Origin of the sequence: Streptomyces sp. NBC_00285 (genome assembly GCF_036174265.1) — a bacterium.
Lineage (GTDB): Bacteria > Actinomycetota > Actinomycetes > Streptomycetales > Streptomycetaceae > Streptomyces.
The window spans coordinates 4,021,970-4,043,401 of the sequence record NZ_CP108055.1; the positions used below are offsets into that span (position 1 = coordinate 4,021,970).

Sequence of the window (21,432 nt, forward strand, 5' to 3'; positions counted from 1 at the left end):
ATTCACTCAGTACATGTACCTGGTGCATACTGGCCGCCATGAGCACCCGCCACATTCTGCTGGGGCTGCTCGCCGGGGGGCCCAGCCATGGCTATGACCTCAAGCGACGCCACGACGACCGTTTCCCGCAGGCCCGACCGCTGGCCTACGGGCAGGTCTACACGACCCTGCAACGCCTGGTGCGGGACGGTCTCGCGGAGGTCGACGGCACCGACTCCGACGGCGGCCCGGAACGCACCAAGTACCGCTCGACCGACGAGGGGGCGCGTGAACTGGCCGAGTGGGCCGGGCAGACCGCGCCGCCCGCGCCGTTCGTGACGAACGAGATCTTCGCCAAGGTCGTCGTCTCGATCCTGGCCGGCGGCGACCCGGACGCCTACCTCCGGGCCCAGCGCGCCGCCCACATGGCACGGATGCGGGAACTCACAGCAGTCAAGGCCGCCAGGGGATCCGACCTCGCGACCGTGCTCTCGGCGGACTACGCCCTCAACCACCTCGACGCCGACCTCCGCTGGATGACGACCACCGCGGACCGGCTCACGACGCTGACCGCGGAGGTCGACTCGACATGACCGACAAGGGGGACAACACGGTGCACCTTCTTCAGGGGCGCGGTCTCGTCAAGGCGTACGGGAGGACCGAAGCCCTGCGCGGCGCCTCGATCGAGCTGGACGCCGGCGAGATCCTCGCCGTCACCGGCACCAGCGGCAGCGGGAAGTCGACGCTGCTGCACTGCCTGGCCGGGATCGTCCGTCCGGACGCCGGCTCGGTGTCCTACGGCGGTGAGCGCCTCGACCGGCTTCCCGAGAAGCGGCTGAGCGAGCTGCGCCGTACGGATTTCGGCGTGGTCTTCCAGTTCGGGCAGCTCATCCCCGAGCTGACCGCGCTGGACAACGTGGCACTGCCGCTGCTGCTGGCGGGAGCCTCCCGCGCCGACGCCCACACCCGGGCCGGCGAGTGGCTGGAGCGGTTCGGGGTGCGCGGCCAGGCCGGACTGCGGCCCGGCGAGATGAGCGGCGGACAGGCCCAGCGGACCGCGCTGGCCCGGGCCCTGATCACCGGCCCGAAGGCCGTCTTCGCGGACGAGCCGACCGGCGCGCTGGACGCCCTGGCGAGCGAGCAGGTCATGACGGCCCTGGTCCACGCGGCCCGCGAGTCCGGCACGGCGGTCCTCCTGATCACCCACGACGCCCAGGTGGCGGCGTACGCGGACCGCGAGGTGCGGATGTCCGACGGGGCCGCGGTCGCGGTGGAGGTGACGGCATGACGACCGACGTTCGTCCTGGGGCCGATCTCCGGATGGCCTGGCTGCTCACCCGCGGTTCCGATCGGCGGGAGTGGTGGCGGATCGGGCTCACGGCGGTCGGGGCGGCGCTCGCGACCGGCATCGGGCTGGCGGCCGTCGCGTTGAACTCGCTGGACGGGTACTACTCCGTGTCCTTCGGGTCCGGGCTGCTCGACTCGTCGAGCGACCGGCGCAACGTCGGCCTCGTGCTGCTGATGCTGCTCGTCCCGGTGCTCGGGTTCCTCGGCCAGTGCGCGCGCATCGGCGCGGTCCACCGGGACCGGCGGCTGGCCGCGCTGCGGCTCGCGGGGGCCGGACCGTGGCAGGTGCGGCGGATCGCGGCGCTGGAGTCGGGGCCGGCCTGTCTGGCGGGTTCGGTGGCGGCCACGGCCGTCCTCGTGCCGGTGATGCTGCGCGTGTGGGAGCGGCCCGACGCGGCCGCCTGGGCCGGTATCGCCCTGGTCGCCGCGGCCGTCCCGCTGCTGGGCGCGGCCGTGAGCGCACTGTCGCTGCGGCGCGTGGTGTCCTCGCCCCTGGGCTGGGTACGGCGGATACGGCCGGTGTGGGGGCCGGGCCGCGTCCTGCGCATGGTGGTCTGTCTGCTCGGGGCCGCGGCGCTGTTCGTGGGCCTGTCGTCGTTCTTCGGCGGGCCGATCGAGGTCGCCCTCGGTCCGCCGACGCTGTTCGCCGTCGTCCTGGTCGTCGGAGCCGCGACGGTGTCGCTGGCCGGTACGGCGGCCCGGCGGCTGGGCGAGGTCCTGGCCGCCCGCGCCCAGGGTCCGGCAATGCTGATCGCGGCGGAGCGCCTGCGGGACGATCCGTGGGCGGCGGCCCGTACGCATGCCTCGGTGCTGCTGGTCACGGTCGTGGGGGCCGGATTCGTGGGGGTGCGGGAGGTCCTGCTCGACGTCCTGCGCACCATGCGCCGCGAGGGAACGCTGGGCACGCACATGAGTTACTACACGACCGGCCTCGATCTGACGGCCGGCGCGATCCTCGTCGCCCTCGCGCTGGTCCTGACGGGTCTGGCCGTCGGCACCCTGGAGTCCCTGGCCACCCGGCGCCGGGGTCTGGCCGCGCAGGTGGCCGCCGGGGTGCCGTACGGGGTGCTGGCCAGGGCGCTGCTCCTGGAGACCGCGCTGCCGCTGGCACCGGCGGTGCTGCTGGCGGGCGTCGGCGGCACGGGGATCAGCGTCTGGTACACCGCGCTGGCCTCGCGGGGCACGGCGACGGGGTTTCCGTACGCGACGCTCCTGGTCCCCCTTGGGGTGTACGCCGCCTGTCTGCTGGCCGCCGCGACCTCGCTGCCCCTGCTGCGCCGCTCGGTCCGCCCGGCAGAGCTGCGCTACGCGTGAGCGGGCCCGCATGACTGTCCGGCCCCGGAGGTACGGGGGGCTTCCGGGGCCGGATGCACGCCGCCGTGTGCGGCAACACAAAAGCCCGGATCGTCGTCAGGCTGAGATGCCGTCGATCCGGGCCATGGCGTCCTCCGCGCCGTACGGCTGCAGGTAGGGCAGCCAGCGCGGGTCCCTATGCCCGGTGCCGATGATGCGCCAGGCCAGACCGGTGGGCGGAGCGGGTTTGTGGCGCAGCCGCCAGCCGATCTCGAACAGGTGCCGGTCGGCCTTGACGTGGTTGCAGCGGCGGCAGGACGCCACGACGTTGTCCCAGACGTGCTTGCCCCCGCGGCTGCGCGGAATGACATGGTCGACGCTGGTTGCGACGCCACCGCAGTACATGCACCGGCCTCCGTCGCGGGCGAAGAGCGCCCTGCGGGTGAGCGGCACAGGCCCTCGATAGGGAACCCGGACGAATCGCTTCAGCCGGACCACGCTGGGTGCGGGGACTGTGACGGTCGCGCTGTGCATGAAGGCGCCGGATTCCTCCAGGGAGACGGCCTTGTTCTCCAGGACGAGGACGAGCGCGCGGCGGAGCGGTACGACGCCGAGGGGCTCGTACGACGCGTTGAGTACCAGGACATGCGGCACGGATGCCTCCTTGGGCGTCGGCGGCGCGTGGCTCGCGCCGGGACGATCTGAGGTCAGTCTCCCCTCTCAGCCGGGAGAAACGCCACCATCTCCCGGTAACGGGCTGGGAGTGTTTTCGACCACACGTACCTGCATTCCCAGGTGAGGAGCGTCTCTCCCCTGAACATTGCAACGATCCCCCCACGATGCACCGTTAGTGTGGTGTGCCTGTCCTACCGGTGACCTTTTCGTGACCTTGACCGCCCGGCCGGAGGGCAGAGCAGCACCTGGAGGTACCTGCCGTGTCCTTGTCCGCCGTCCTACTGGCCGTGACTCCGTCGCCGTCCCCGTCCCCGTCGGACACCTCGACGCCGGTCGTGCCGAGTCTCCAGGACGCCCAGGAGAGCGCGACGAACGCCGCCGGCTGGGTCGAGCAGAACTGGTCGACCTGGCTGGCGATCGGTCTCAGGGTCCTGCTGATCCTGGTGATCGCCGCGGTGCTCAGAATGTTCGTGCGGCGGGCCATCACCAAGCTGATCGACCGGATGAACCGCACCGCCCAGGCGGTCGACGGCACCGCGATCGGCGGTCTGCTCGTCAACAACGAACGGCGCCGCCAGCGCTCGCAGGCCATCGGTTCGGTGCTGCGCTCGGTGGCGAGCTTCATCATCATGGGCACGGCCGCCCTGATGGTCCTGGGCGCCTTCGAGATCAACCTGGCCCCGCTGCTGGCATCGGCCGGTGTCGCGGGTGTGGCGATCGGCTTCGGTGCCCGCAACCTCGTGACGGACTTCCTCTCCGGCGTCTTCATGATCCTCGAGGACCAGTACGGCGTCGGCGACACCATCGACGCGGGCGTGGCCTCCGGCGAGGTCATCGAGGTCGGCCTGCGGGTGACCAAACTGCGCGGCGCCCAGGGCGAGATCTGGTACGTCCGCAACGGCGAGGTCAAGCGAATCGGCAACCTCTCTCAGGGCTGGGCGACAGCCGGCGTGGACGTGACCGTGCGTGCCTCCGAGAAGCTCGACGAGGTGAAGCGGGTGCTGGGCGAGGTCGCCGAGAAGATGAGCAAGGAAGAGCCCTGGAACGAGCTCCTCTGGGGTCCGATCGAGGTCCTCGGCCTGGACAGCGTCCTGCTGGACTCCATGGTCGTGCACGTGTCCGCCAAGACGATGCCCGGCAAGGCCCTGACGGTCGCGCGCGAGCTGCGTTGGCGCATCAAGCACGCCTTCGACGTGGCGGACATCCGGATCGTCGGCGGGGCGACCGCCCCCGAGGGCGAGGAGGGCACCGACCCGGCCGAGGCGGTCGCAGCACCCTCGGTCTTCGCCAACTCCGAGTCCGCGCAGTCCGCGGCGGCCACCCCGATCGCACCGTCACCGCGGTCCTCTGCACGGTAGGCGGGTCGTGTCCCGCCGGGTGTCCGCCGGGTTTCCGCGAGGCGGCGCACGCGACCATGCGCTTCACCCTCCGGCGCCCGGCTCGCGATGATCTCCTCGTCGGGCACGGCACGCGAAGTGGTCGGCTGAGACGCCGGGAGCGTCCCAGCCGGCCGAAGCACCCGCCGCGATTCGCGGGTTCCGGTCCATCGACCGGCCACACCATCCGGCGGGCATCCGGCGGGCGCCCGCGGCGGGCTCCGGTCCCGGCCGCACCCTCACCGCCTTCACACGAACCACGCATACCGTCCACAGGTGTGATCATCTAAAGTCACCCACACAGCGGGCCCTTGTTCTGGAGCGCAATGCCCAGGGGCCCGTTTCGAATGTGGGGAAACACATGAGGAAGCTCGCCATAGGCGTCGCCGTGTCCGGCGCCCTGGCCCTGACCGGTCTGATCGCGCCCGCCGCCTCGGCGGCCGACACGCCGGAGCTGGTCTTCTCCGGCGTCACGGTCAACGGCGGCAAGGCGATCGTCGCCGGCACCACCGCCACCGTGAAGGTGCCGGTGACCTACACGCTGGCCCGTCCGGCCGGCCTGACGATCGACTACAAGACCGACATCGCGGGCGTCCTGCTCTACCGGGGCACGCTCAAGTCGCTCGACAACGAGGTCGAGCCCGAGACCGTGCCGACCTGCACCACGACCGCGACGACGGACACCACCGTCACCGCGTCGTGCAAGGAGACGCTGACGATCGACCCCCAGGACTCCTTCTACGAGGCCGCGGACGCCACCACCTGGCAGGCGGCCGGCTTCTACAGCCAGATCGACCAGGACGACGACGGCTCCGACGGCCACATCCACTTCGGTTACAGCTTCGACGTCTGGGGCCCGCTCGGCGGTGTCCAGATCAAGCGCGCCGCCAAGCTCACCGCCGACGCATCGCCCGAACCGGTGAAGAAGGGCAGGACCATCACGGTCACCGGCACGCTGAGCCGGGCCGACTGGGCCAATTCCAAGTACACCGGGTACGCCTCCCAGAAGGCCACCCTCCAGTTCCGCGCCAAGGGCTCGACCACCTACAGCACGGTCAAGACCGTGACCTCCGGCACCGGTGGCGCGCTCAGGACGACGACCACGGCGGCCAAGGACGGCTACTACCGCTACGTCTTCGCGGGTACGTCCACGACCGGCGCCGCGACGGCCGCCGGCGACTACGTCGACGTTCGCTAGTCACACCCGAACCACCCGAAGCCCCACCCGAACCACCCTCACCGCCCCCGCAGGTAACGACTCCGTTTCCAGCGGGGGCGGTTTATTCTCTCCCCCTTGACTACCTGGTGGTCCAGACCTATGTTCCGTGCATCTGGTAGGAAACCTTCCTAACAGTTCTGTTTCTCTAGAGTCGTCTTTTCCCTGTAGTCACGGAGAGGGGCACCATGGCAGGCACACCACGCACGCTCCGCGCCATGAACGACCGTGCCGCGCTCGACCTCCTGCTGGAGCACGGCCCCCTCTCCCGTACCCGGATCGGCAAGCTCACCGGCCTCTCCAAGCCGACCGCCTCCCAGCTCCTGGCCCGCCTGGAGGCGTCGGGGCTCGTCCTCGCCACCGGCACCACCGAGGGCAGGCCCGGCCCCAATGCCCAGCTCTACGAGGTCGACCCGGCCGCCGCGTACGCCGCCGGGCTCGACGTCACTCCCGAGCGGATCCTCGCCGCGGTCGCCGACATCACCGGCCGCACGGTGGGCTCGTACGAACTCCCGACCCCGGGACGGCGGCCCACCCAGCCCGTCGTCCGGCAGGTCACCGACGCCCTGGACGGCGCGGTGAAGGCGGCAGCCCTCGCCCGCGGCGACGTCCACCGGCTCGTCATCGGCACCCCCGGCGCCTTCGACCCCAACACCGGCCGACTGCGCTACGCCTCACACCTCCCCGGCTGGCACACCCCGGCCCTCCTCGACGAAATCGCCGCCGCACTGCCGATGCCGGTGGAGTACGAGAACGACGTCAACCTCGTCGCCGTGGCCGAACAGCGGCTGGGCGCGGCCCGCGGCCACGAGGACTTCGTGCTGCTGTGGAACGAGGGCGGTCTCGGTGCCGCCCTGGTCCTCGGCGGCAGGCTGCACCGCGGCTGGACCGGCGGTGCGGGAGAGGTAGGTTTCCTGCCGGTTCCCGGAGCACCTCTGGTGCGGCAGGTGACGAAAGCCAACAGTGGCGGCTATCAGGAGCTGGCCGGCTCCCAGGCCATCCCCCATCTCGCGCGCGAGCTCGGCATGACGGACATCCCCTCGGGGCCGTACGCCGAGTCCGCCGCCGCCCTTGTCGAGCGTGCCGCCACCGAGGACACCGTCCTGGGCCGGCTGCTCCTGGAGACCTACGCCACCCGTCTGGCCACCGGTCTCGCCTCTCTCGTCTCGGTCCTCGACCCCGAACTCGTCGTCCTCAGCGGTGCCTCACTGACCGCCGGCGGCGACATCCTGCGCACCCTCGTCCAGGACGAGCTGGAGGAACTGGCAGCCTCCCGGCCCCGGCTGGTCGTCGGCGACGTCCGTGAACACCCCGTGCTGCGCGGCGCGCTGGAGAGCGCGCTGGCGGCCACCCGCGACGAGGTCTTCGACACCTCGCGCTGAGCCACCCCCCGACCTCACTGTCCCTTCCCGTCCCCTGGGAGACCCCGTCATGCGCACAGCCATACCCTCAGCCGCCCGAAAAGCGGCCTTTGCCCTGACCGTGTCCGCCGTGCTCGTCACCACCGCCTGTACCGGCCAGGCCTCCTCCGGCTCCGACGACGACGCGTCGAAGGAGACGACCATCAACTTCTGGCACGCCTGGAGCGCGGACTCCGAGGTGGCGGGAGTCAAGGCGCTGGTCGCCGGCTTCGAGAAGGCGCACACCAACATCCACGTCAACGTCGTCGGCAACATGACGGACGACAAGATCAACCAGGCGCTGCGCACGGGCGGCGACAAGGCACCGGACGTCATCTCGTCGTTCACCACGAACAACGTGGGCAAGTTCTGCTCCTCGGGTGCGCTGGTCGACCTGAACCCGTTCTTCAAGAAGTCGGACATCGACCCGGAGAAGACCTTCCCGGCCGCGATGAACCAGTACACCCAGTTCGACGGCGACCGCTGTGCCGCGCCGCTGCTGGGAGACGCCTACGGGCTCTACTACAACAAGACGGCGTTCGAGAAGGCCGGCATCACCGCGCCGCCCAGGACGTGGACCGAGTTCGAGTCCGACGCCAAGAAGCTGACGATCGCTCAGGGCGACTCGTACAAGCAGCTCGGGTTCATGCCGGACTACCACGGCTGGGAGACGACGACCGAGCACTACATGGGCCAGTTCTCGCCCACCTACTTCGACAAGGCGGGCAAGTCGACGATCGCCACCGACCCGGCCGTCGCCGCCGCGTTCACCCTCCAGAAGAAGCTCGTCGACGACCTCGGCGGCTACCAGAAGCTGGAGAAGTACCGCGCGGGACTCGGCGACGAGTGGGGCCCCAAGCACCCCTTCCAGACCGGTCAGGTCGCCATGCAGCTGGACGGTGAGTGGCGCCTGGGCATGGCCGTGGACGCCAAGCCAGGCTTCGACATCGGCGTGGCCCCGCTGCCCGTCCCCGACGACCAGGCCGACCAGTACGGCAAGGGCTACATCACCGGCACCATCGCCGGCATCGCCGCCAACAGCACCAAGCAGAACGCGGCCTGGGAGTTCCTGAAGTACATCACCACGGACACGGACGCGGTGGTCGGCTTCTCCAACGCCATCCACAACGTGCCCTCGACGCTCGCGGCCCTGAAGTCCCCGAAGCTGAAGTACGACCCGCGCTTCAAGACCTTCCTCGACATCGCCGCGAACCCGAACTCGACGACCGCCCCGTCCTCGATCAACGGCGGTGTCTACCTCACCACCGTCCAGGAGCTCGGCTACAGCTACGAGAGCGGCAAGGTCACCGACCTGAAGAAGGGCCTCGCCGACGCGGCCAAGCAGATCGACACGGACATCGCGCAGGCGAAGTAGCGATGAGCACCGTCACCCTGGCATCGAAGCGCCGCCGGTCGGCGCTGCGGAACCTCGCCTTCATGTCGCCCTGGTTGATCGGCTTCGCGGTGTTCTTCGCGTATCCGCTGATCTCGACGGTCTACTTCTCGTTCATGCACTACGACGGCTTCAAGCCGCCGACCTGGAGCGGGACGAAGAACTGGACCTACGTCTTCCAGCACTACCCCTTCTTCTGGCCCGCCCTGCGCAACACCCTGTGGCTGGTCGTGATCATGGTCAGTCTCCGGGTCGTCTTCGGCCTCGGCATCGGCCTCCTGATCACGAAGATCAAGACCGGTACGGGAGTCTTCCGCACCCTGTTCTACCTGCCCTACCTGGCCCCGCCCGTGGCCGCCACCATGGCCTTCGCGTTTCTGCTCAACCCCGGTACGGGACCGGTCAACTCGGTCCTGGAGAAGATCGGCATCCCGGCGCCGGGCTGGTTCAACGACCCCACCTGGTCGAAGCCGGCCCTCACCCTGCTCGCCCTGTGGGGCATCGGCGACCTGATGGTCATCTTCATGGCCGCGCTGCTCGACGTGCCGCAGGAGCAGTACGAGGCGGCGGAGCTGGACGGGGCGTCGGCGTGGCAGCGGTTCCGGTATGTAACCCTTCCCACCATTTCGCCGATCGTGATGTTCGCCGTCGTCACCGGCGTGATCCAGACGATGCAGTACTACACACAGCCGTTGATCGCCGGGAAGGTCGCCTCGGGTGTGATCCAGGGCGCGGGTACGCAGTTCGAGCCCGGCTACCCGGACAAGTCCACGCTGACCCTCCCCCAGCTCGTCTACAACCTCGGCTTCCAGCGCTTCGACTACGGCTCCGCGTGTGTCGTCGCCCTCGTCCTCTTCGCCCTGTCGATGGTGTTCACCGCGTTCCTGATGCGGCGCCGGGGCGGTCTCATCCAGGCAGGTGACTGACCATGACGCAAGTACTGGACCGGCCGGTGGAGTTGAAGACCCCGGCCTCGCCCGCCGAGCGCACCGCCCGGCGAAAGGCCGCCCTGGAGTGGGTCGCGATCCACTCCCTCGGCCTCGCCGCCGCCCTCTTCTTCACGCTGCCCTTCGTGTTCGTGTTCCTGACCTCGCTGATGAGCGACTCCCAGGCCCTCAGCCGGGACCTGATCCCGCACACCTGGGAGTGGGGCAACTACCGGCGGGTCTTCGACACCCCGGGCTTTCTCACCTGGTGGCGCAACACGCTGGTCTACGCGGGACTGGGAACAGTCCTTACCGTCGTGTCGTCGGTCCCGGTCGCCTACGCGCTCGCCAAGTTCCGCTTCCGGGGCCGCAATCTGTCCCTGATGCTGGTGATCTCGATGATGATGCTGCCGCCGCAGGTCGTCATCATCCCGATGTACCTGTTCTGGTCCAAGCAGCTCGACCTGTCGGGCACGCTGTGGCCGCTGATCATCCCGATGGCGTTCGGGGACGCCTTCTCGATCTTCCTGCTCAGGCAGTTCCTGATGACGATCCCCAACGAGTACGTGGACGCGGCGAAGGTCGACGGCTGCGGCGATCTGCGCACCCTGCTGAAGGTCGTCGTCCCCATGGCCAAGCCGGGGATCGCGGCCGTGGCCCTCTTCCAGTTCTTCTACGCCTGGAACGACTACTTCGGCCCGCAGATCTACGCCTCGGAGAACCAGAACGCCTGGACCCTGAGCTACGGCCTGGAGTCCTTCAAGGGCATGCACCACACCGACTGGAACCTCACCATGGCCGCGACCGTGCTGGTCATGGCCCCCGTGATCCTCGTGTTCTTCTTCGCGCAGAAGGCGTTCGTCGAGGGCGTCACGCTGACCGGAGTGAAGGGTTAACCACATATGAAACTCACCGTGGTCGGCGGAGGCTCGACCTACACCCCCGAACTCATCGACGGCTTCGCCCGGCTGCGGGACACCCTGCCCGTGGAGGAACTCGTCCTCGTCGATCCGGCCGCCGAGCGCCTGGAGCTGGTCGGCGGCCTGGCCCGGCGGATCTTCGCCAAGCAGGGCCACCCCGGCCGGATCACCACGACGGACGATCTCGACGCGGGTGTGGACGGCGCCGACGCGGTGCTCCTGCAACTGCGTGTCGGCGGCCAGGCCGCCCGCGAGCAGGACGAGACCTGGCCGCTGGAGTGCGGCTGCGTCGGCCAGGAGACGACCGGCGCGGGCGGCCTCGCCAAGGCGCTGCGCACGGTCCCGGTGGTCCTCGACATCGCCGAACGGGTCCGCCGCACCAACCCGGACGCCTGGATCATCGACTTCACCAACCCGGTCGGGATCGTCACCCGTGCCCTGCTCCAGGCAGGCCACAAGGCGGTCGGGCTGTGCAACGTGGCGATCGGCTTCCAGCGGAAGTTCGCCGGGCTGCTCGGCGTCACCCCCTCCGACGTCCATCTCGACCACGTGGGCCTCAACCACCTCACCTGGGAGACCGGCGTACGGCTCGGCGGCCCCGAGGGTGAGGACGTGCTGCCCAAGCTGCTCACCGAGCACGGCGGGACGATCGCCGGCGACCTGCACCTGCCGCGCCCGCTCCTCGACCTGCTCGGCGTGGTCCCGTCGTACTACCTGCGCTACTTCTACGCCCACGACGAGGTCGTGCGGGAACTGCGCACCAAGCCGTCCCGGGCCGCCGAAGTGGCGCAGATGGAACGGCAGTTGCTGCAGATGTACGGCGACCCGGCCCTGGACGAGAAGCCGGAGCTGCTCGCCAAGCGGGGCGGCGCCTACTACTCGGAGGCGGCGGTCGACCTGGCCGCCGGGCTGCTCGGCGGCGGCGGGAACCCGTACCAGGTCGTCAACACCCTGAACCGGGGCACGCTGCCCTTCCTGCCCGACGACGCGGTGATCGAGGTGCAGGCGGCGGTGGGTCCCAAGGGGCCGACCCCGCTGGCGGTACCGGCCGTGGACCCGCTGTTCGCGGGCCTGATGGCGCAGGTCACGGCGTACGAGGACCTGGCGCTGACGGCCGCCCTGCGCGGCGGCCGCGACAGGGTCTTCAAGGCGCTCCTCGCCCACCCCCTGATCGGCCAGTACGAGTACGCCGAGGGCCTCACCGACCGACTGATCGCACACAACCGGGAGCATCTCGCGTGGGCCTGACCGCATGCGTCCTCGCCGTCGACGCGGGCAACAGCAAGACCGACGTCGCGGTCGTGGCGGCCGACGGAAGCGTCCTCGCCACGGCGCGTGGCGGCGGGTTCCGGCCGCCGGTGGTGGGCGTCGAGACGGCGGTGGACACCGTCGCCGACGCGGTGGAGCGGGCCTTCGCCGCGGCCGGGGTGAGCTCGGTCGAGCATGTCTCGGCCTGTCTGGCCAACGCCGACTTCCCCTTCGAGGAGGAGCAGTTGGCGGCCGCACTGGACACACGCGCGTGGGGCGGCAGCGTCGAGGTCCGCAACGACACCTTCGCCATCCTGCGCGCGGGCATCACCGAACCGCGCGGGGTCGCCGTGGTGTGCGGCGCCGGCATCAACTGCGTCGGCATGCGCCCCGACGGCCGTACCGCCCGCTTCCCCGCGCTCGGCCGGATCTCCGGCGACTGGGGCGGCGGCTGGGGACTGGCCGAGGAGGCCATGTGGCACGCCGCCCGCGCGGAGGACGGGCGGGGCGTCGGCACCGACCTCGCGCGCGTGCTGCCGCGCCACTTCGGCCTGCCGTCCATGTACGCCCTGATCGAGGCCCTGCACCTGGAGGACATCGCCCCCGCCCGCCGCCACGAGCTGACGCCGGTCCTGTTCGCCACGGCCGCCGCCGGCGACCCGGTGGCCCGCGCCCTCGTCGACCGCCTGGCCGACGAGGTGGTGTCCATGGCGACGGTGGCCCTGACCCGGCTCGACCTCCTCGACGAGGAGACCCCGGTCCTGCTCGGCGGCAGCGTCCTGGCGGCCCGGCATCCCCAACTCGACGACGGCATCAGGGGGCTGCTGGCCGAACGGGCCCCCAAGGCCGTACCCCGGGTGGTGACCGCCAGCCCGGTCCTGGGTGCCGCGCTGCTCGGCCTCGACCGGGCGGGGGCGTCCCCCCGGGTGCAGGCGCGGGTGCGGGCGTACTACGAGGCCTGAGCGAGCACCGCGTCGACCAGCGCGGAGACGGACGTGTCCGCCCCGACGCCGACGCGGACCAGACCCAGCCGGTCGACGGCCGCGACCATGAGCGCCTGGTACCGCACGCTCCGGGCCAGGAACTTGTCCATCAGGAACCTTTCCTGTTCCGTCGCCTCGTCGTAGCGCCCGCCCGCACGGATCCGGGCGCGTACGACCGTCTCGTCGGCGGTCAGCCAGACCGCGGCGGTGTGCGGGGCGTCCAGCGTGGCGACCCGCTCGGGCCAGAGCGCGGACCCTTCCAGGACCAGGCCCGGCCCGGTGGCGTGCTCCTCGATCAGTTCCTCGACGCGGGGCCACAGCCGCTCGTAGTGGGCGAGGACCGAGTCGATCAACTCGTCGACGTCGAGGGTCGCGTAGTGCTCAGCCACATGCGGCGGTACCTCCCGCTCCGGCGTGCGCCAGGGCCGTCCCGGATGTCTCGCGAGCAGATCCGTCGACCGGTGCTCGAAGCCGAGCCGATCGGCGACCGCCGCGGCGACCGTGGACTTACCGGTATTCGACGTTCCACCGATCATCACCACTCGTACCCCGCGCACGACGGCGACCCTACGCGCCCCCGGGGGAACCGAACCGATTCCCTCGGCGTATTCATGAACAGGCGTATTCATGAACAAGGGGTGGTGCGGGGGCTCGGCCGGGGGGCGGTCCACTGCGATCCGATCAAGATCCAGCCAAGGCCGGTGCGGATGTCGGTCCCGGCAGCGATACTTGCGGCGACGGATGACCATGGGGGAGGTCAAACAGTGACACACCCGCCGAAGAGCAGTGCGGCGCCACCGGATTCCGGGGTGCCCACCATGCCGTCCGTACCACCACAGCCGGGACCACCGGCCCCGGCCGCGCAGGCTCCCCCGCCCGCCCCGGTGCCCGACCCGGCCCCCGCCCGTCGTACGGCCTTCGCCGAGGGCTTCGACCAGCTGCGCGCGGCCGCCACCACCGAACCGGGCCGGCTGCGCATCATCGGCGCGGCACTCGCCCTGCTCGTCGTCCTGTTCGGCGCGGTGACCGCCCTGCAGACCGGCGAGCGCGCCGGCGCCGCGGACGACGTGCTCCACAAGAGCCAGCCGCTCAGCAGTGCCGCCGCCGACATATACCTGTACCTGGCCGACGCCAACACCACGGCCTCCAGCGGCTTCCTCGCCGGCGGCCAGGAGACGGTGGACTCCCGCAAGCGGTACGAGAAGGACATCGCCCTGGCCGCGGCCGGCCTGGTCAAGGCCGCCTCGAACTCCGACCCGGACTCCCCCGCGGCGAAGACCGTGGCCCAACTCAACGCCCTGCTGCCGGAGTACAAGGGGCTGGTGGAGCAGGCTCGCGCGTACAACCGCCAGGGCTTCCCGGTCGGCGGCGCCTATCTGCGGTACGCCAACGACAAGATGCAGAAGGAGATGCTCCCGAAGGCGCAGAACCTCTACACGAGCGAGAACCAGCGGCTGCGCGCCGACTACGGCGACGCCACGCCCTACCCGTGGGCCGCGATCGGCCTCGGTGTCCTGGCGCTCGCCGCGCTCGCCTGGGCCCAGCACCGCAACTACCGGCGCACCAACCGGGTCCTCAACCACGGCCTGGTCGCGGCCACGGCGACGGCCACCGTGGTGCTGCTGTGGCTGGTCGTCGGCCACACCGTCGCACGCGCGGGCCTCAACGACTCCTACGACCACGGGGTGCGCTCGCTCAACGTGCTGCACGACGCCCGGATCGCCTCCCTGAAGGCGCGCGGCAACGAGAACCTCACCCTGGTGGGCCGCGGCGCCGAGACGGTCACGGTCAAGGACAAGCAGGGCGACGACGTCACGTACGACGCCTACGACTACGCGTTCGACGAGAACATGGACACCCTCGGCAAGGGCCTGGCCGAGGCGTCGAAGCTCGCCGACGACAGCAGCGGCGAGAAGCCGGTGACCGCGGCCGAGGGCAACATGAAGGTGTGGAAGGAGCGCCACACCGCGGCCCGCGAGCAGGACGACATCGGCAACTACGAAGAGGCCCTGAAGCGGGTCATCGGCGGCAAGGGTGCGACCGGCGAGTGCTTCGACAGCGTCGACACCAACCTCTCCGCCGCGCTGACCCACGAGGAGGCCGAGTTCCAGCGGTCGGCCGACGACGGTCTGGGCGCGATGACCGGACTGTCGGTGGGTGCCGCCGTACTGGCCGTGCTGGGCGCGGCCGGAGCGGTGCTGGGCATCGGGCGCAGGCTGTCGGAGTACCGGTGAGAGGGGGAGTGACGATGTCGATGCGAGCAAGGGTGCGGGCCGGTCTCAGGGGCTGGGGCGGTGTGGGTGCGATGGCGGTCGTCTGCGCCCTGGCGCTCGCCGTCGCACTGCTGCTGCCGCTGGGCCGGGCGCACGGCGACGGCAGCACGGGCACCGGCGGTCCGGGCGTGACCCGCGCCGTGCAGGCCGCGGACGACGGTCCGTGCGCGAACCCGGCGATCAAGGCGGCCCCGGAGAAGCAGACGCTGTCCCCGTCGGACGCGGACGGCCCGACCATAGAGAAGATCAAGGCCCGTACGGGCGAGAAGCGCAAGCTGATCGTCGGTGTCGACCAGAACAGCTACCGCTGGGGCTACCGCGACCCCAACGGCGGGGCCGACGCCGACCTGGAGGGCTTCGACATCGACCTGGTGCACCGGATCGCGAAGGACATCCTCGGCGACGCGAACGCCGTGCAGTTCAAGGCGATCCCCACCAGCCAGCGCATCCCGGCGATCCAGAAGGGCCGGGTCGACATGGTCGTCCGCACGATGACCATCAACTGCACCCGCCTCGGCCAAGTGGCGTTCTCGGCACCGTACTTCAAGACCGGCCAGCAGGTCCTCGCCCCCAAGTCCTCGGACATCACGGGCTACAACGGAACACTGGCGAAGAAGCGGATCTGCACGGCGGAGGGCTCCACGGCGAACACCAAGCTGGTGGAGGACAAGAACGCGAAGAAGCAGGTCGCCGACGCCGTGATCTATCCTCCCGTCCCCAACCAACTCGACTGTCTGGTGAGGCTCCAGCTCGGCGAGGTGGACGCCGTGATCACCGATGGCGCGCTCGCCGCCAGCCAGGCCGCGCAGGACCCCACGGTCCAGCTGGAGGGCGCGCCCTTCACCACCGAGTACTACGGCGTGGCGATGAAGAGCGACGCCGACGACCTGGTCCGCCGGGTCAACCAGATCCTGGTGGACTACCGCAAGGACACCACCGACGGCTGGCAGGCGTCGTACGACAGGTGGCTGTCCGCCACACTGAAGGACTCGGCGAAGTCGGAGCCGCCGCCACCGGAGTATCTGCGCAAGAGCTGACGCAGTCCTGAAGACCACCCGTAGAGGGCCACCCGTAAACGGCCACCCGTAACGGCCACCGGCAGCACCACGCAGTTCACAACCACCCAGCAACCTTCAGCAGCGAGAGGTGATCGATGGGCGTCACGGGACCCCCCGGGCCGGTGATGGACCGGGACGAGGTGGACCGTGCGCTGGCGCGGCTCGGCGCGGAGCACGAGGCGATCGAGACCTCGCTCCTCGCCCTCCAGGACCACGCGGGCCGCAGACTCCTCGAAGGGGCCGCCCTCACCGGTGTCACCAAGGAACGCTGGAGTTCCGCGGACGCCTCGATCACCCTGCTGTGGGCGTACTTCGACGCGTACGCGGACGCGATGCACTCCGCCCGCGCGATCCGTTCGCGCCGGCGCTGGTCCAGCCGTGAGGACCTGGCGGAGCTGACCGAGCTGCTGCGCGGTGAAGCCATCACCGTCGCGGGCTCGGCGACCGCCACGGCCAACGCGCCCACCCTGCACGGCAGTCCGGGCAAGCTCAGCGAACGCTTCTCGCTGGTGACGCTCGTGGAGCGGATGAACGAGCTGTACGCGACGAGCCTGGACATGGTCGTCACCGCCGACGCGGTGTGGTCGGCGCTGCCCGCCCGCATCGACCTGCTGGCCGCAGAACTCCAGCGCACCCGCCGGCTCGCGCACTCCGTCGGTGTCCGCCCGGGAGAGCATCCGGCCGGCGACGACCTGGAGCGCATCACCCGCACGCTCACCTCGCTGCGCGAGCAGGTGATCTCCGATCCGCTCGCCTTCTGGCAGCGCGGCCAGGGCAGTTCGGCGCCCGGCGGCGGCAGGCCCGACACCACGGCCTACGACCGTGAGGCACGCGCCCTGGAGGACGTGCGCCGGGAGATCGACGCCGTGCTCACCGTCCGGCAGGACGCGGAGGCCCGGCTGCTGAGCCTGCGGGACGTGCTCTCCCGCGCCGACCGCACCCTCGCCGAGGCCCGTACCGCGCGCGTCGAGGTCCTCGCGAAGATCGCCGCCACGGAGGTGCCGGTCGTCGGCGGACCGCCGACCGTGCTGCAGGAGCAGCTGGCGACGGCCGCCGAGTACCGCAGACACGCCCAGTGGCACCGCCTGTCCCCGCTCCTGGAGTCCCTTGAGCGGAAGGCGGACGACGAACTGCTGCGCGCACGCGAGTCGTTGACCGCGGTCACCCAGCCGCTCGCGGTCCGCGCGGAGCTGCGCGGCCGGCTCGACGCGTACAAGGCGAAGGTCGCCCGGCACGGCCTCGCCGAGGACCCGTTCCTGATCGAGCGGTACGACGCGGCCCGGCGGATGCTGTGGAGCGCGCCCTGCGACCTGCGGGTCGCCGAACAGACCGTGCTGCGCTACCAGCACGCGGTCGCCGAACTGCTGGCCGCCCCGCGGGTGCCGCAGCAGAGCGGGCCCGAGGACCGTGGGGGCCCGGAGCGTGAGTGACAGAGGGGGGCAGTGACGTCATGAGTCAGGCACAGCAGTCCTGTCAGCGGCCCGGCTGCGAGGGCGCGTACGAGGACATGGGCGGCGGGGAGTTGTACTGCGACACCTGCGGCCTCGCACCGGTCGTCCCGGCCGGCAGCACCCCTTCGGGGGGAGGCCAGGTCGGCTCGGTGTCCAGCGGCAGCACCGGCGCCAGGGGCTCGCAGGGCAGCGCGGGTTCCCGCGCCACCAGCCGCGGTTCCTCGCGTACGTCCTCGCACTCGTCGAAGTCACGGCGCTCGGTGTCGGGGCGGCTGTCCCGCTCGGTCTCGGGGAAGTCCACGGGCCGTTCGGTGTCGGTGCGCAGCTCCGGTTCCTCCGCCGGTTCGACAGGCCGAGGGCGGCTCGGTGCGGGTCTCGTCGAGGTGCCCGGGGTGCCGCGGCCCGACCCGCGGGCGATGGTCCTGGAGAACCCGGAGGTGCCCGAGCGCAAGCGGTTCTGTTCGCGCTCCGACTGCGGGGCGCCGGTCGGGCGCTCGCGCGGGGACCACAAGGGGCGCACCGAGGGCTTCTGCACGAAGTGCGGCCACCCGTACTCCTTCACGCCGAAGCTGAGGTCGGGCGACATCGTGCACGGCCAGTACGAGGTCGCGGGCTGTCTGGCGCACGGCGGTCTCGGCTGGGTCTACCTCGCCGTGGACCGCGCGGTGTCCGACCGCTGGGTGGTCCTCAAGGGCCTGCTGGACACCGGCGACCAGGACGCGATGGCGGCGGCGATCTCCGAGCGGCGCTTCCTGGCGGAGATCGAGCACTCCAACATCGTGCGGATCTACAACTTCGTGGAACACCTCGACCAGCGCACCGGCTCGCTCGACGGCTACATCGTCATGGAGTACGTCGGCGGCAAGTCGCTGAAGGAGATCGCCAACGACCGCCGCACGACCGGTGGGAAGCGGGACCCGCTGCCGGTGGAGCAGGCCTGCGCGTTCGGCATCGAGGCCCTGGAGGCACTCGGTCACCTGCACAGCCGCAACCTCCTGTACTGCGACTTCAAGGTCGACAACGCCATCCAGACCGAGGACCAGCTCAAGCTCATCGACATGGGCGCGGTGCGCAGGATGGACGACGAGGAGTCGGCCATCTACGGCACGGTGGGCTACCAGTCCCCTGAGGTCGCGGAGGTGGGCCCGTCCGTCGCCTCCGACCTCTACACGGTCGCCCGCACCCTGGCCGTGCTGACCTTCGACTTCCAGGGCTACACCAACGTCTTCGCCGACTCGCTCCCCGACCCCGACAACATCGAGGTCTTCCGCAGCTACGAGTCGTTCTACCGTCTGCTGGTCCGGGCGACGGACCCCGACCCGGCCCGCCGCTTCGCGTCCGCGCAGGAGATGTCGGAACAGCTGACGGGTGTCCTGCGCGAGGTCGTCTCCCTGCAGACGGGCCGCGCAAGGCCCTCCCTGTCGACCCTCTTCGGCCCCGAAGTCCGGGTCACCGACGCGGAGTTGTTCCCGAAACTGCACGAGGAGGTCTCACGTCTGGGGGGCCGGGTGACGCCGGTGCGCGGCAACACCACTGCCGGTGCCCAGCCCGTCGGCGCCGGCGGGGCCCTCGTCAAGCAGGCCGACGCGCCGCTCGCCGCACTGGCGCTGCCCGTCCCGCACGTCGACCCCGCCGACCCCAACGCCGGTTTCCTCGCCGGGCTCATGACCACCGCGCCCGCCGAACTGCTCGGTGCCCTCGCGGCCGCGCCGGCCGCGTCCGCGGAGACACGGCTGCGGCAGGTGCGGGCCTGGCTGGAGAACGGCGACACGCACACCGCGGACGAGGCGCTGCGGCACCTGGAGGACGAACGGCCCGACGACTGGCGTGTGGTCTGGTACCGGGGCGTCGCCGCCCTGGTGACCGGCGACCACGAGGCCGCCGCGCTCGCCTTCGACGCGATCTACGACGCCTTCCCCGGCGAACCCGCCCCCAAGCTCGCCCTCGGCCTGTGCGCCGAGGTGCTCGGCCAGCTCGACAACGCCGCCGAGTACTACGGCCTGGTCTGGTCGACCGACCCCAGTTATGTGAGCGCCGCGTTCGGCCTGGCCCGCGTCCAACTCGCGGCCGGGGACCGCCGTAGCGCGGTGAAGACGCTGGAGTCGGTGCCGGAGTCCTCCATCCACTACACCGCCGCCCGGGTGGCGGCCGTGCGCGCACGGCTGCGTGGACGCACCACCACCGCGGGGGACGTACCCTTCCTGGACGACCTGACCGCCGCCGCCGGGCAGGTCGAGGCGCTGGACGCGTACGGACTGGATCCGGCGCGCCGCGAGCAGTTGTCCGCGGAGGTGCTGGGCGCGGCCCTGGACTGGATACTCTCCGGTGGCCAGGAATCCGTCTCCCCCGCCGCCGGGGGACGGGCGTTGCTCGGCAGCGGACTGGACGAGCGAGGACTGCGCTTCGGCCTGGAGCGTTCGTACCGCACGCTGGCCCGGCTCGCGCAGGGCGGCGAGGAGAGGATCGACCTGGTGGAACGAGCCAACCGTTACCGCCCCCGGACGTGGGTGTAGTTGATGTCGCAGATGCCCCAGCAGACCGCGCTGTCCAGGTGCCCGAGCTGCGAGGAACCCGTCGAGTCGGGCGACCGTTTCTGCGGTGCGTGCGGATACGACCTGTCCGCCGTCCCGGCGCGGCCCGAGGACAGTCCGACCATCGCCATGAACGGCGCGTCGCCGGGCGGCCCCTGGCCGCAGATCCCGCACCCCCCGGCCGGTCCGAGGGGCGCCGAGCCGGGCGGGCACGAACCGCCCCGGCCTGAGCCGGTCGCCGGATCGCCGGTCTCCCCCGTCTCCGGTGTGCGCTTCGACCGGCAGCCGGAGCCCGACGAGTACCTCCTGCAGGCACCCGACCCGCGCGTGGCCTCCGAAGCGGCCGCCCCGGCCGAGGGCGCCGCGTCGCCGACGAGCTGTGTGGCCTGCCGGGCCGGCCGGGTCGACGACGACGGCTACTGCGAGAACTGCGGGCACGCCCAGCCGCGTGAGCGCGACCACATGGAGCAGGAGACCGGCCCGGTCGCCGCCGTCAGCGACCGCGGTCTGCGCCACCACCGCAACGAGGACGCCTTCGCCCTCGGCACCAGCCTCCTGCCCGACGGCTCGCCGGCGACGTTCGCGGTCGTCTGCGACGGTGTGTCCTCCGCGACCCGCCCCGACGACGCCTCCCTGGCCGCGTCCCGGGCCGCGTCCGAGGCGCTGCTCACCGCCCTGCCGCAGGGCACGCACCCCCAGCAGGCCATGCACGAGGCGATCGTCGCCGCCTCCCGCGCGGTCAACTCCCTGGCGAACGAACCCGCGACGGCCCGCGAGCACCAGCCGCACCAGAACGCCCCCGCATGCACGTTCGTCGGCTCCGTCGTCACCCCGAGCCTGCTGGTCGTGGGCTGGGTCGGTGACAGCCGTGTGTACTGGGTGCCCACGGACCGCAGTTCGGCCCCGGCCCGGCTCACCGAGGACGACTCGTGGGCCGCGCAGATGGTCGCCGCGGGCCTGATGAACGAGGCGGAGGCGTACGCCGACGAGCGCGCCCACGCGATCACCGGCTGGCTCGGCGCGGACGCCTACGAACTCGACCCGCACACCGCTTCCTTCAAGCCTGACCGGCCTGGTGTGGTGGTGGTGTGCAGCGACGGCCTGTGGAACTACGCGGAGGCGGCCGAGGAGATGGCGCAGGCCGTGCCGCCCGACGCCGCCGTGCGCCCACTGCACAGCGCCCGGGTCCTGGTCGGCCACGCTCTGGACGGCGGGGGCCACGACAACGTAACAGTGGCCGTCGTGCCGTTCCCGACCCCTCCGCAGGGGGCAGGATCGGCCTGAGGCCGTCAGTACGGGGAGCCTCGGCGGACCGGAGGGGACCGGTCCGCGATCGGTCATCGCCTCACAAAGGTGGGGTTTT

At 71.1% G+C, this 21,432-nt stretch carries 18 protein-coding genes; 16 read left to right on the forward strand and 2 right to left on the reverse strand.

Annotated elements, in window-relative coordinates; all coding sequences use genetic code 11:
- The first annotated feature begins 38 nt into the window (after nucleotides 1-38).
- The 3 genes from OHT57_RS18595 to OHT57_RS18605 are packed head-to-tail and all read left to right on the forward strand — an operon-like array spanning nucleotide 39 to nucleotide 2,640.
- The gene (locus OHT57_RS18595; protein WP_328747554.1) at nucleotides 39-572 is read left to right on the forward strand and encodes a PadR family transcriptional regulator; all 534 of its coding nucleotides are present in this window, start codon (nucleotides 39-41) and stop codon (nucleotides 570-572) included.
- A complete protein-coding gene (locus tag OHT57_RS18600; RefSeq protein ID WP_328747555.1) occupies nucleotides 569-1,267 on the forward strand; it encodes an ABC transporter ATP-binding protein in 699 nt (232 codons plus the stop codon). Before OHT57_RS18595 ends, OHT57_RS18600 begins: the two co-directional genes overlap by 4 nt.
- Nucleotides 1,264-2,640 carry an ABC transporter permease gene (locus OHT57_RS18605; protein ID WP_328747556.1) on the forward strand — a complete coding sequence of 459 codons (1,377 nt, stop codon included), beginning with the start codon at nucleotides 1,264-1,266 and terminating at the stop codon, nucleotides 2,638-2,640. Before OHT57_RS18600 ends, OHT57_RS18605 begins: the two co-directional genes overlap by 4 nt.
- Nucleotides 2,641-2,736: 96 nt before the next feature.
- Here OHT57_RS18605 and OHT57_RS18610 read toward each other — a convergent pair whose 3' ends face one another.
- Entirely contained in the window at nucleotides 2,737-3,273 is a 537-nt protein-coding gene (locus OHT57_RS18610) for an HNH endonuclease (protein ID WP_020116449.1), read from the reverse strand.
- A gap of 281 nt (nucleotides 3,274-3,554) precedes the next feature.
- Between OHT57_RS18610 and OHT57_RS18615 the strand changes: the two genes are divergently transcribed.
- The 8 genes from OHT57_RS18615 to OHT57_RS18650 all read left to right on the forward strand — a co-directional run bounded on the left by OHT57_RS18615 (nucleotide 3,555) and on the right by OHT57_RS18650 (nucleotide 12,735).
- On the forward strand, nucleotides 3,555-4,652 hold the full coding sequence (locus OHT57_RS18615) for a mechanosensitive ion channel family protein (RefSeq protein WP_328747557.1): 1,098 nt from the start codon (nucleotides 3,555-3,557) through the stop codon (nucleotides 4,650-4,652).
- Between the two features lie 379 nt (nucleotides 4,653-5,031).
- A complete protein-coding gene (locus tag OHT57_RS18620) occupies nucleotides 5,032-5,868 on the forward strand; it encodes a hypothetical protein (protein WP_328747558.1) in 837 nt (278 codons plus the stop codon).
- Between the two features lie 206 nt (nucleotides 5,869-6,074).
- Complete coding sequence (locus OHT57_RS18625) at nucleotides 6,075-7,268, forward strand: ROK family transcriptional regulator (RefSeq protein ID WP_328747559.1); 1,194 nt, start codon at nucleotides 6,075-6,077, stop codon at nucleotides 7,266-7,268.
- A gap of 49 nt (nucleotides 7,269-7,317) precedes the next feature.
- A complete protein-coding gene (locus tag OHT57_RS18630) occupies nucleotides 7,318-8,661 on the forward strand; it encodes an ABC transporter substrate-binding protein (RefSeq protein WP_328747560.1) in 1,344 nt (447 codons plus the stop codon).
- 2 nt (nucleotides 8,662-8,663) lie between these two features.
- Nucleotides 8,664-9,605 carry a carbohydrate ABC transporter permease gene (locus OHT57_RS18635; protein WP_328747561.1) on the forward strand — a complete coding sequence of 314 codons (942 nt, stop codon included), beginning with the start codon at nucleotides 8,664-8,666 and terminating at the stop codon, nucleotides 9,603-9,605.
- 2 nt (nucleotides 9,606-9,607) lie between these two features.
- Nucleotides 9,608-10,501: a carbohydrate ABC transporter permease gene (locus tag OHT57_RS18640; RefSeq protein ID WP_328747562.1), complete on the forward strand. Its 894-nt coding sequence runs from the start codon at nucleotides 9,608-9,610 to the stop codon at nucleotides 10,499-10,501.
- Between the two features lie 6 nt (nucleotides 10,502-10,507).
- A complete protein-coding gene (locus OHT57_RS18645) occupies nucleotides 10,508-11,773 on the forward strand; it encodes a 6-phospho-beta-glucosidase (RefSeq protein ID WP_328747563.1) in 1,266 nt (421 codons plus the stop codon).
- Nucleotides 11,764-12,735 (forward strand): N-acetylglucosamine kinase, encoded by a 972-nt coding sequence (locus tag OHT57_RS18650; protein ID WP_328747564.1) that lies wholly within the window; start codon nucleotides 11,764-11,766, stop codon nucleotides 12,733-12,735. Before OHT57_RS18645 ends, OHT57_RS18650 begins: the two co-directional genes overlap by 10 nt.
- On the opposite strand, the gene OHT57_RS18655 is transcribed toward OHT57_RS18650, so the two are convergent.
- Nucleotides 12,723-13,313 carry an AAA family ATPase gene (locus tag OHT57_RS18655; RefSeq protein WP_328747565.1) on the reverse strand — a complete coding sequence of 197 codons (591 nt, stop codon included), beginning with the start codon at nucleotides 13,311-13,313 and terminating at the stop codon, nucleotides 12,723-12,725. The genes OHT57_RS18650 and OHT57_RS18655 overlap by 13 nt on opposite strands.
- 261 nt (nucleotides 13,314-13,574) lie before the next feature.
- Here OHT57_RS18655 and OHT57_RS18660 point away from each other — a divergent pair, with 261 nt between their 5' ends.
- The 5 genes from OHT57_RS18660 (at nucleotide 13,575) to OHT57_RS18680 (ending at nucleotide 21,353) form a co-directional block, all read left to right on the forward strand.
- A complete protein-coding gene (locus OHT57_RS18660) occupies nucleotides 13,575-14,990 on the forward strand; it encodes a hypothetical protein (RefSeq protein ID WP_328747566.1) in 1,416 nt (471 codons plus the stop codon).
- Between the two features lie 20 nt (nucleotides 14,991-15,010).
- On the forward strand, nucleotides 15,011-16,066 hold the full coding sequence (locus OHT57_RS18665; protein WP_328753241.1) for a glutamate ABC transporter substrate-binding protein: 1,056 nt from the start codon (nucleotides 15,011-15,013) through the stop codon (nucleotides 16,064-16,066).
- A gap of 116 nt (nucleotides 16,067-16,182) precedes the next feature.
- Nucleotides 16,183-17,517: a hypothetical protein gene (locus tag OHT57_RS18670; RefSeq protein ID WP_328747567.1), complete on the forward strand. Its 1,335-nt coding sequence runs from the start codon at nucleotides 16,183-16,185 to the stop codon at nucleotides 17,515-17,517.
- A gap of 20 nt (nucleotides 17,518-17,537) precedes the next feature.
- Complete coding sequence (locus OHT57_RS18675) at nucleotides 17,538-20,051, forward strand: serine/threonine-protein kinase (RefSeq protein ID WP_328747568.1); 2,514 nt, start codon at nucleotides 17,538-17,540, stop codon at nucleotides 20,049-20,051.
- Nucleotides 20,052-21,353, forward strand: a complete 1,302-nt coding sequence (locus OHT57_RS18680) for a PP2C family serine/threonine-protein phosphatase (protein ID WP_328747569.1) — start codon at nucleotides 20,052-20,054, stop codon at nucleotides 21,351-21,353.
- Nucleotides 21,354-21,432: the final 79 nt, after the last annotated feature.

What these genes read in the sequence shown, in the direction of transcription:
- OHT57_RS18605 (WP_328747556.1), top strand. Translation starts at nt 1,264, where the DNA reads ATGACGACCGACGTTCGTCCTGGGGCCGATCTCCGGATGGCCTGGCTG.
- OHT57_RS18660 (WP_328747566.1), top strand. Translation starts at nt 13,575, where the DNA reads ATGCCGTCCGTACCACCACAGCCGGGACCACCGGCCCCGGCCGCGCAG.
- OHT57_RS18665 (WP_328753241.1), top strand. Translation starts at nt 15,011, where the DNA reads ATGCGAGCAAGGGTGCGGGCCGGTCTCAGGGGCTGGGGCGGTGTGGGT.
- OHT57_RS18670 (WP_328747567.1), top strand. Translation starts at nt 16,183, where the DNA reads ATGGGCGTCACGGGACCCCCCGGGCCGGTGATGGACCGGGACGAGGTG.
- OHT57_RS18625 (WP_328747559.1), top strand. Translation starts at nt 6,075, where the DNA reads ATGGCAGGCACACCACGCACGCTCCGCGCCATGAACGACCGTGCCGCG.
- OHT57_RS18675 (WP_328747568.1), top strand. Translation starts at nt 17,538, where the DNA reads ATGAGTCAGGCACAGCAGTCCTGTCAGCGGCCCGGCTGCGAGGGCGCG.
- OHT57_RS18630 (WP_328747560.1), top strand. Translation starts at nt 7,318, where the DNA reads ATGCGCACAGCCATACCCTCAGCCGCCCGAAAAGCGGCCTTTGCCCTG.
- OHT57_RS18635 (WP_328747561.1), top strand. Translation starts at nt 8,664, where the DNA reads ATGAGCACCGTCACCCTGGCATCGAAGCGCCGCCGGTCGGCGCTGCGG.
- OHT57_RS18640 (WP_328747562.1), top strand. Translation starts at nt 9,608, where the DNA reads ATGACGCAAGTACTGGACCGGCCGGTGGAGTTGAAGACCCCGGCCTCG.
- OHT57_RS18620 (WP_328747558.1), top strand. Translation starts at nt 5,032, where the DNA reads ATGAGGAAGCTCGCCATAGGCGTCGCCGTGTCCGGCGCCCTGGCCCTG.
- OHT57_RS18600 (WP_328747555.1), top strand. Translation starts at nt 569, where the DNA reads ATGACCGACAAGGGGGACAACACGGTGCACCTTCTTCAGGGGCGCGGT.
- OHT57_RS18595 (WP_328747554.1), top strand. Translation starts at nt 39, where the DNA reads ATGAGCACCCGCCACATTCTGCTGGGGCTGCTCGCCGGGGGGCCCAGC.
- OHT57_RS18645 (WP_328747563.1), top strand. Translation starts at nt 10,508, where the DNA reads ATGAAACTCACCGTGGTCGGCGGAGGCTCGACCTACACCCCCGAACTC.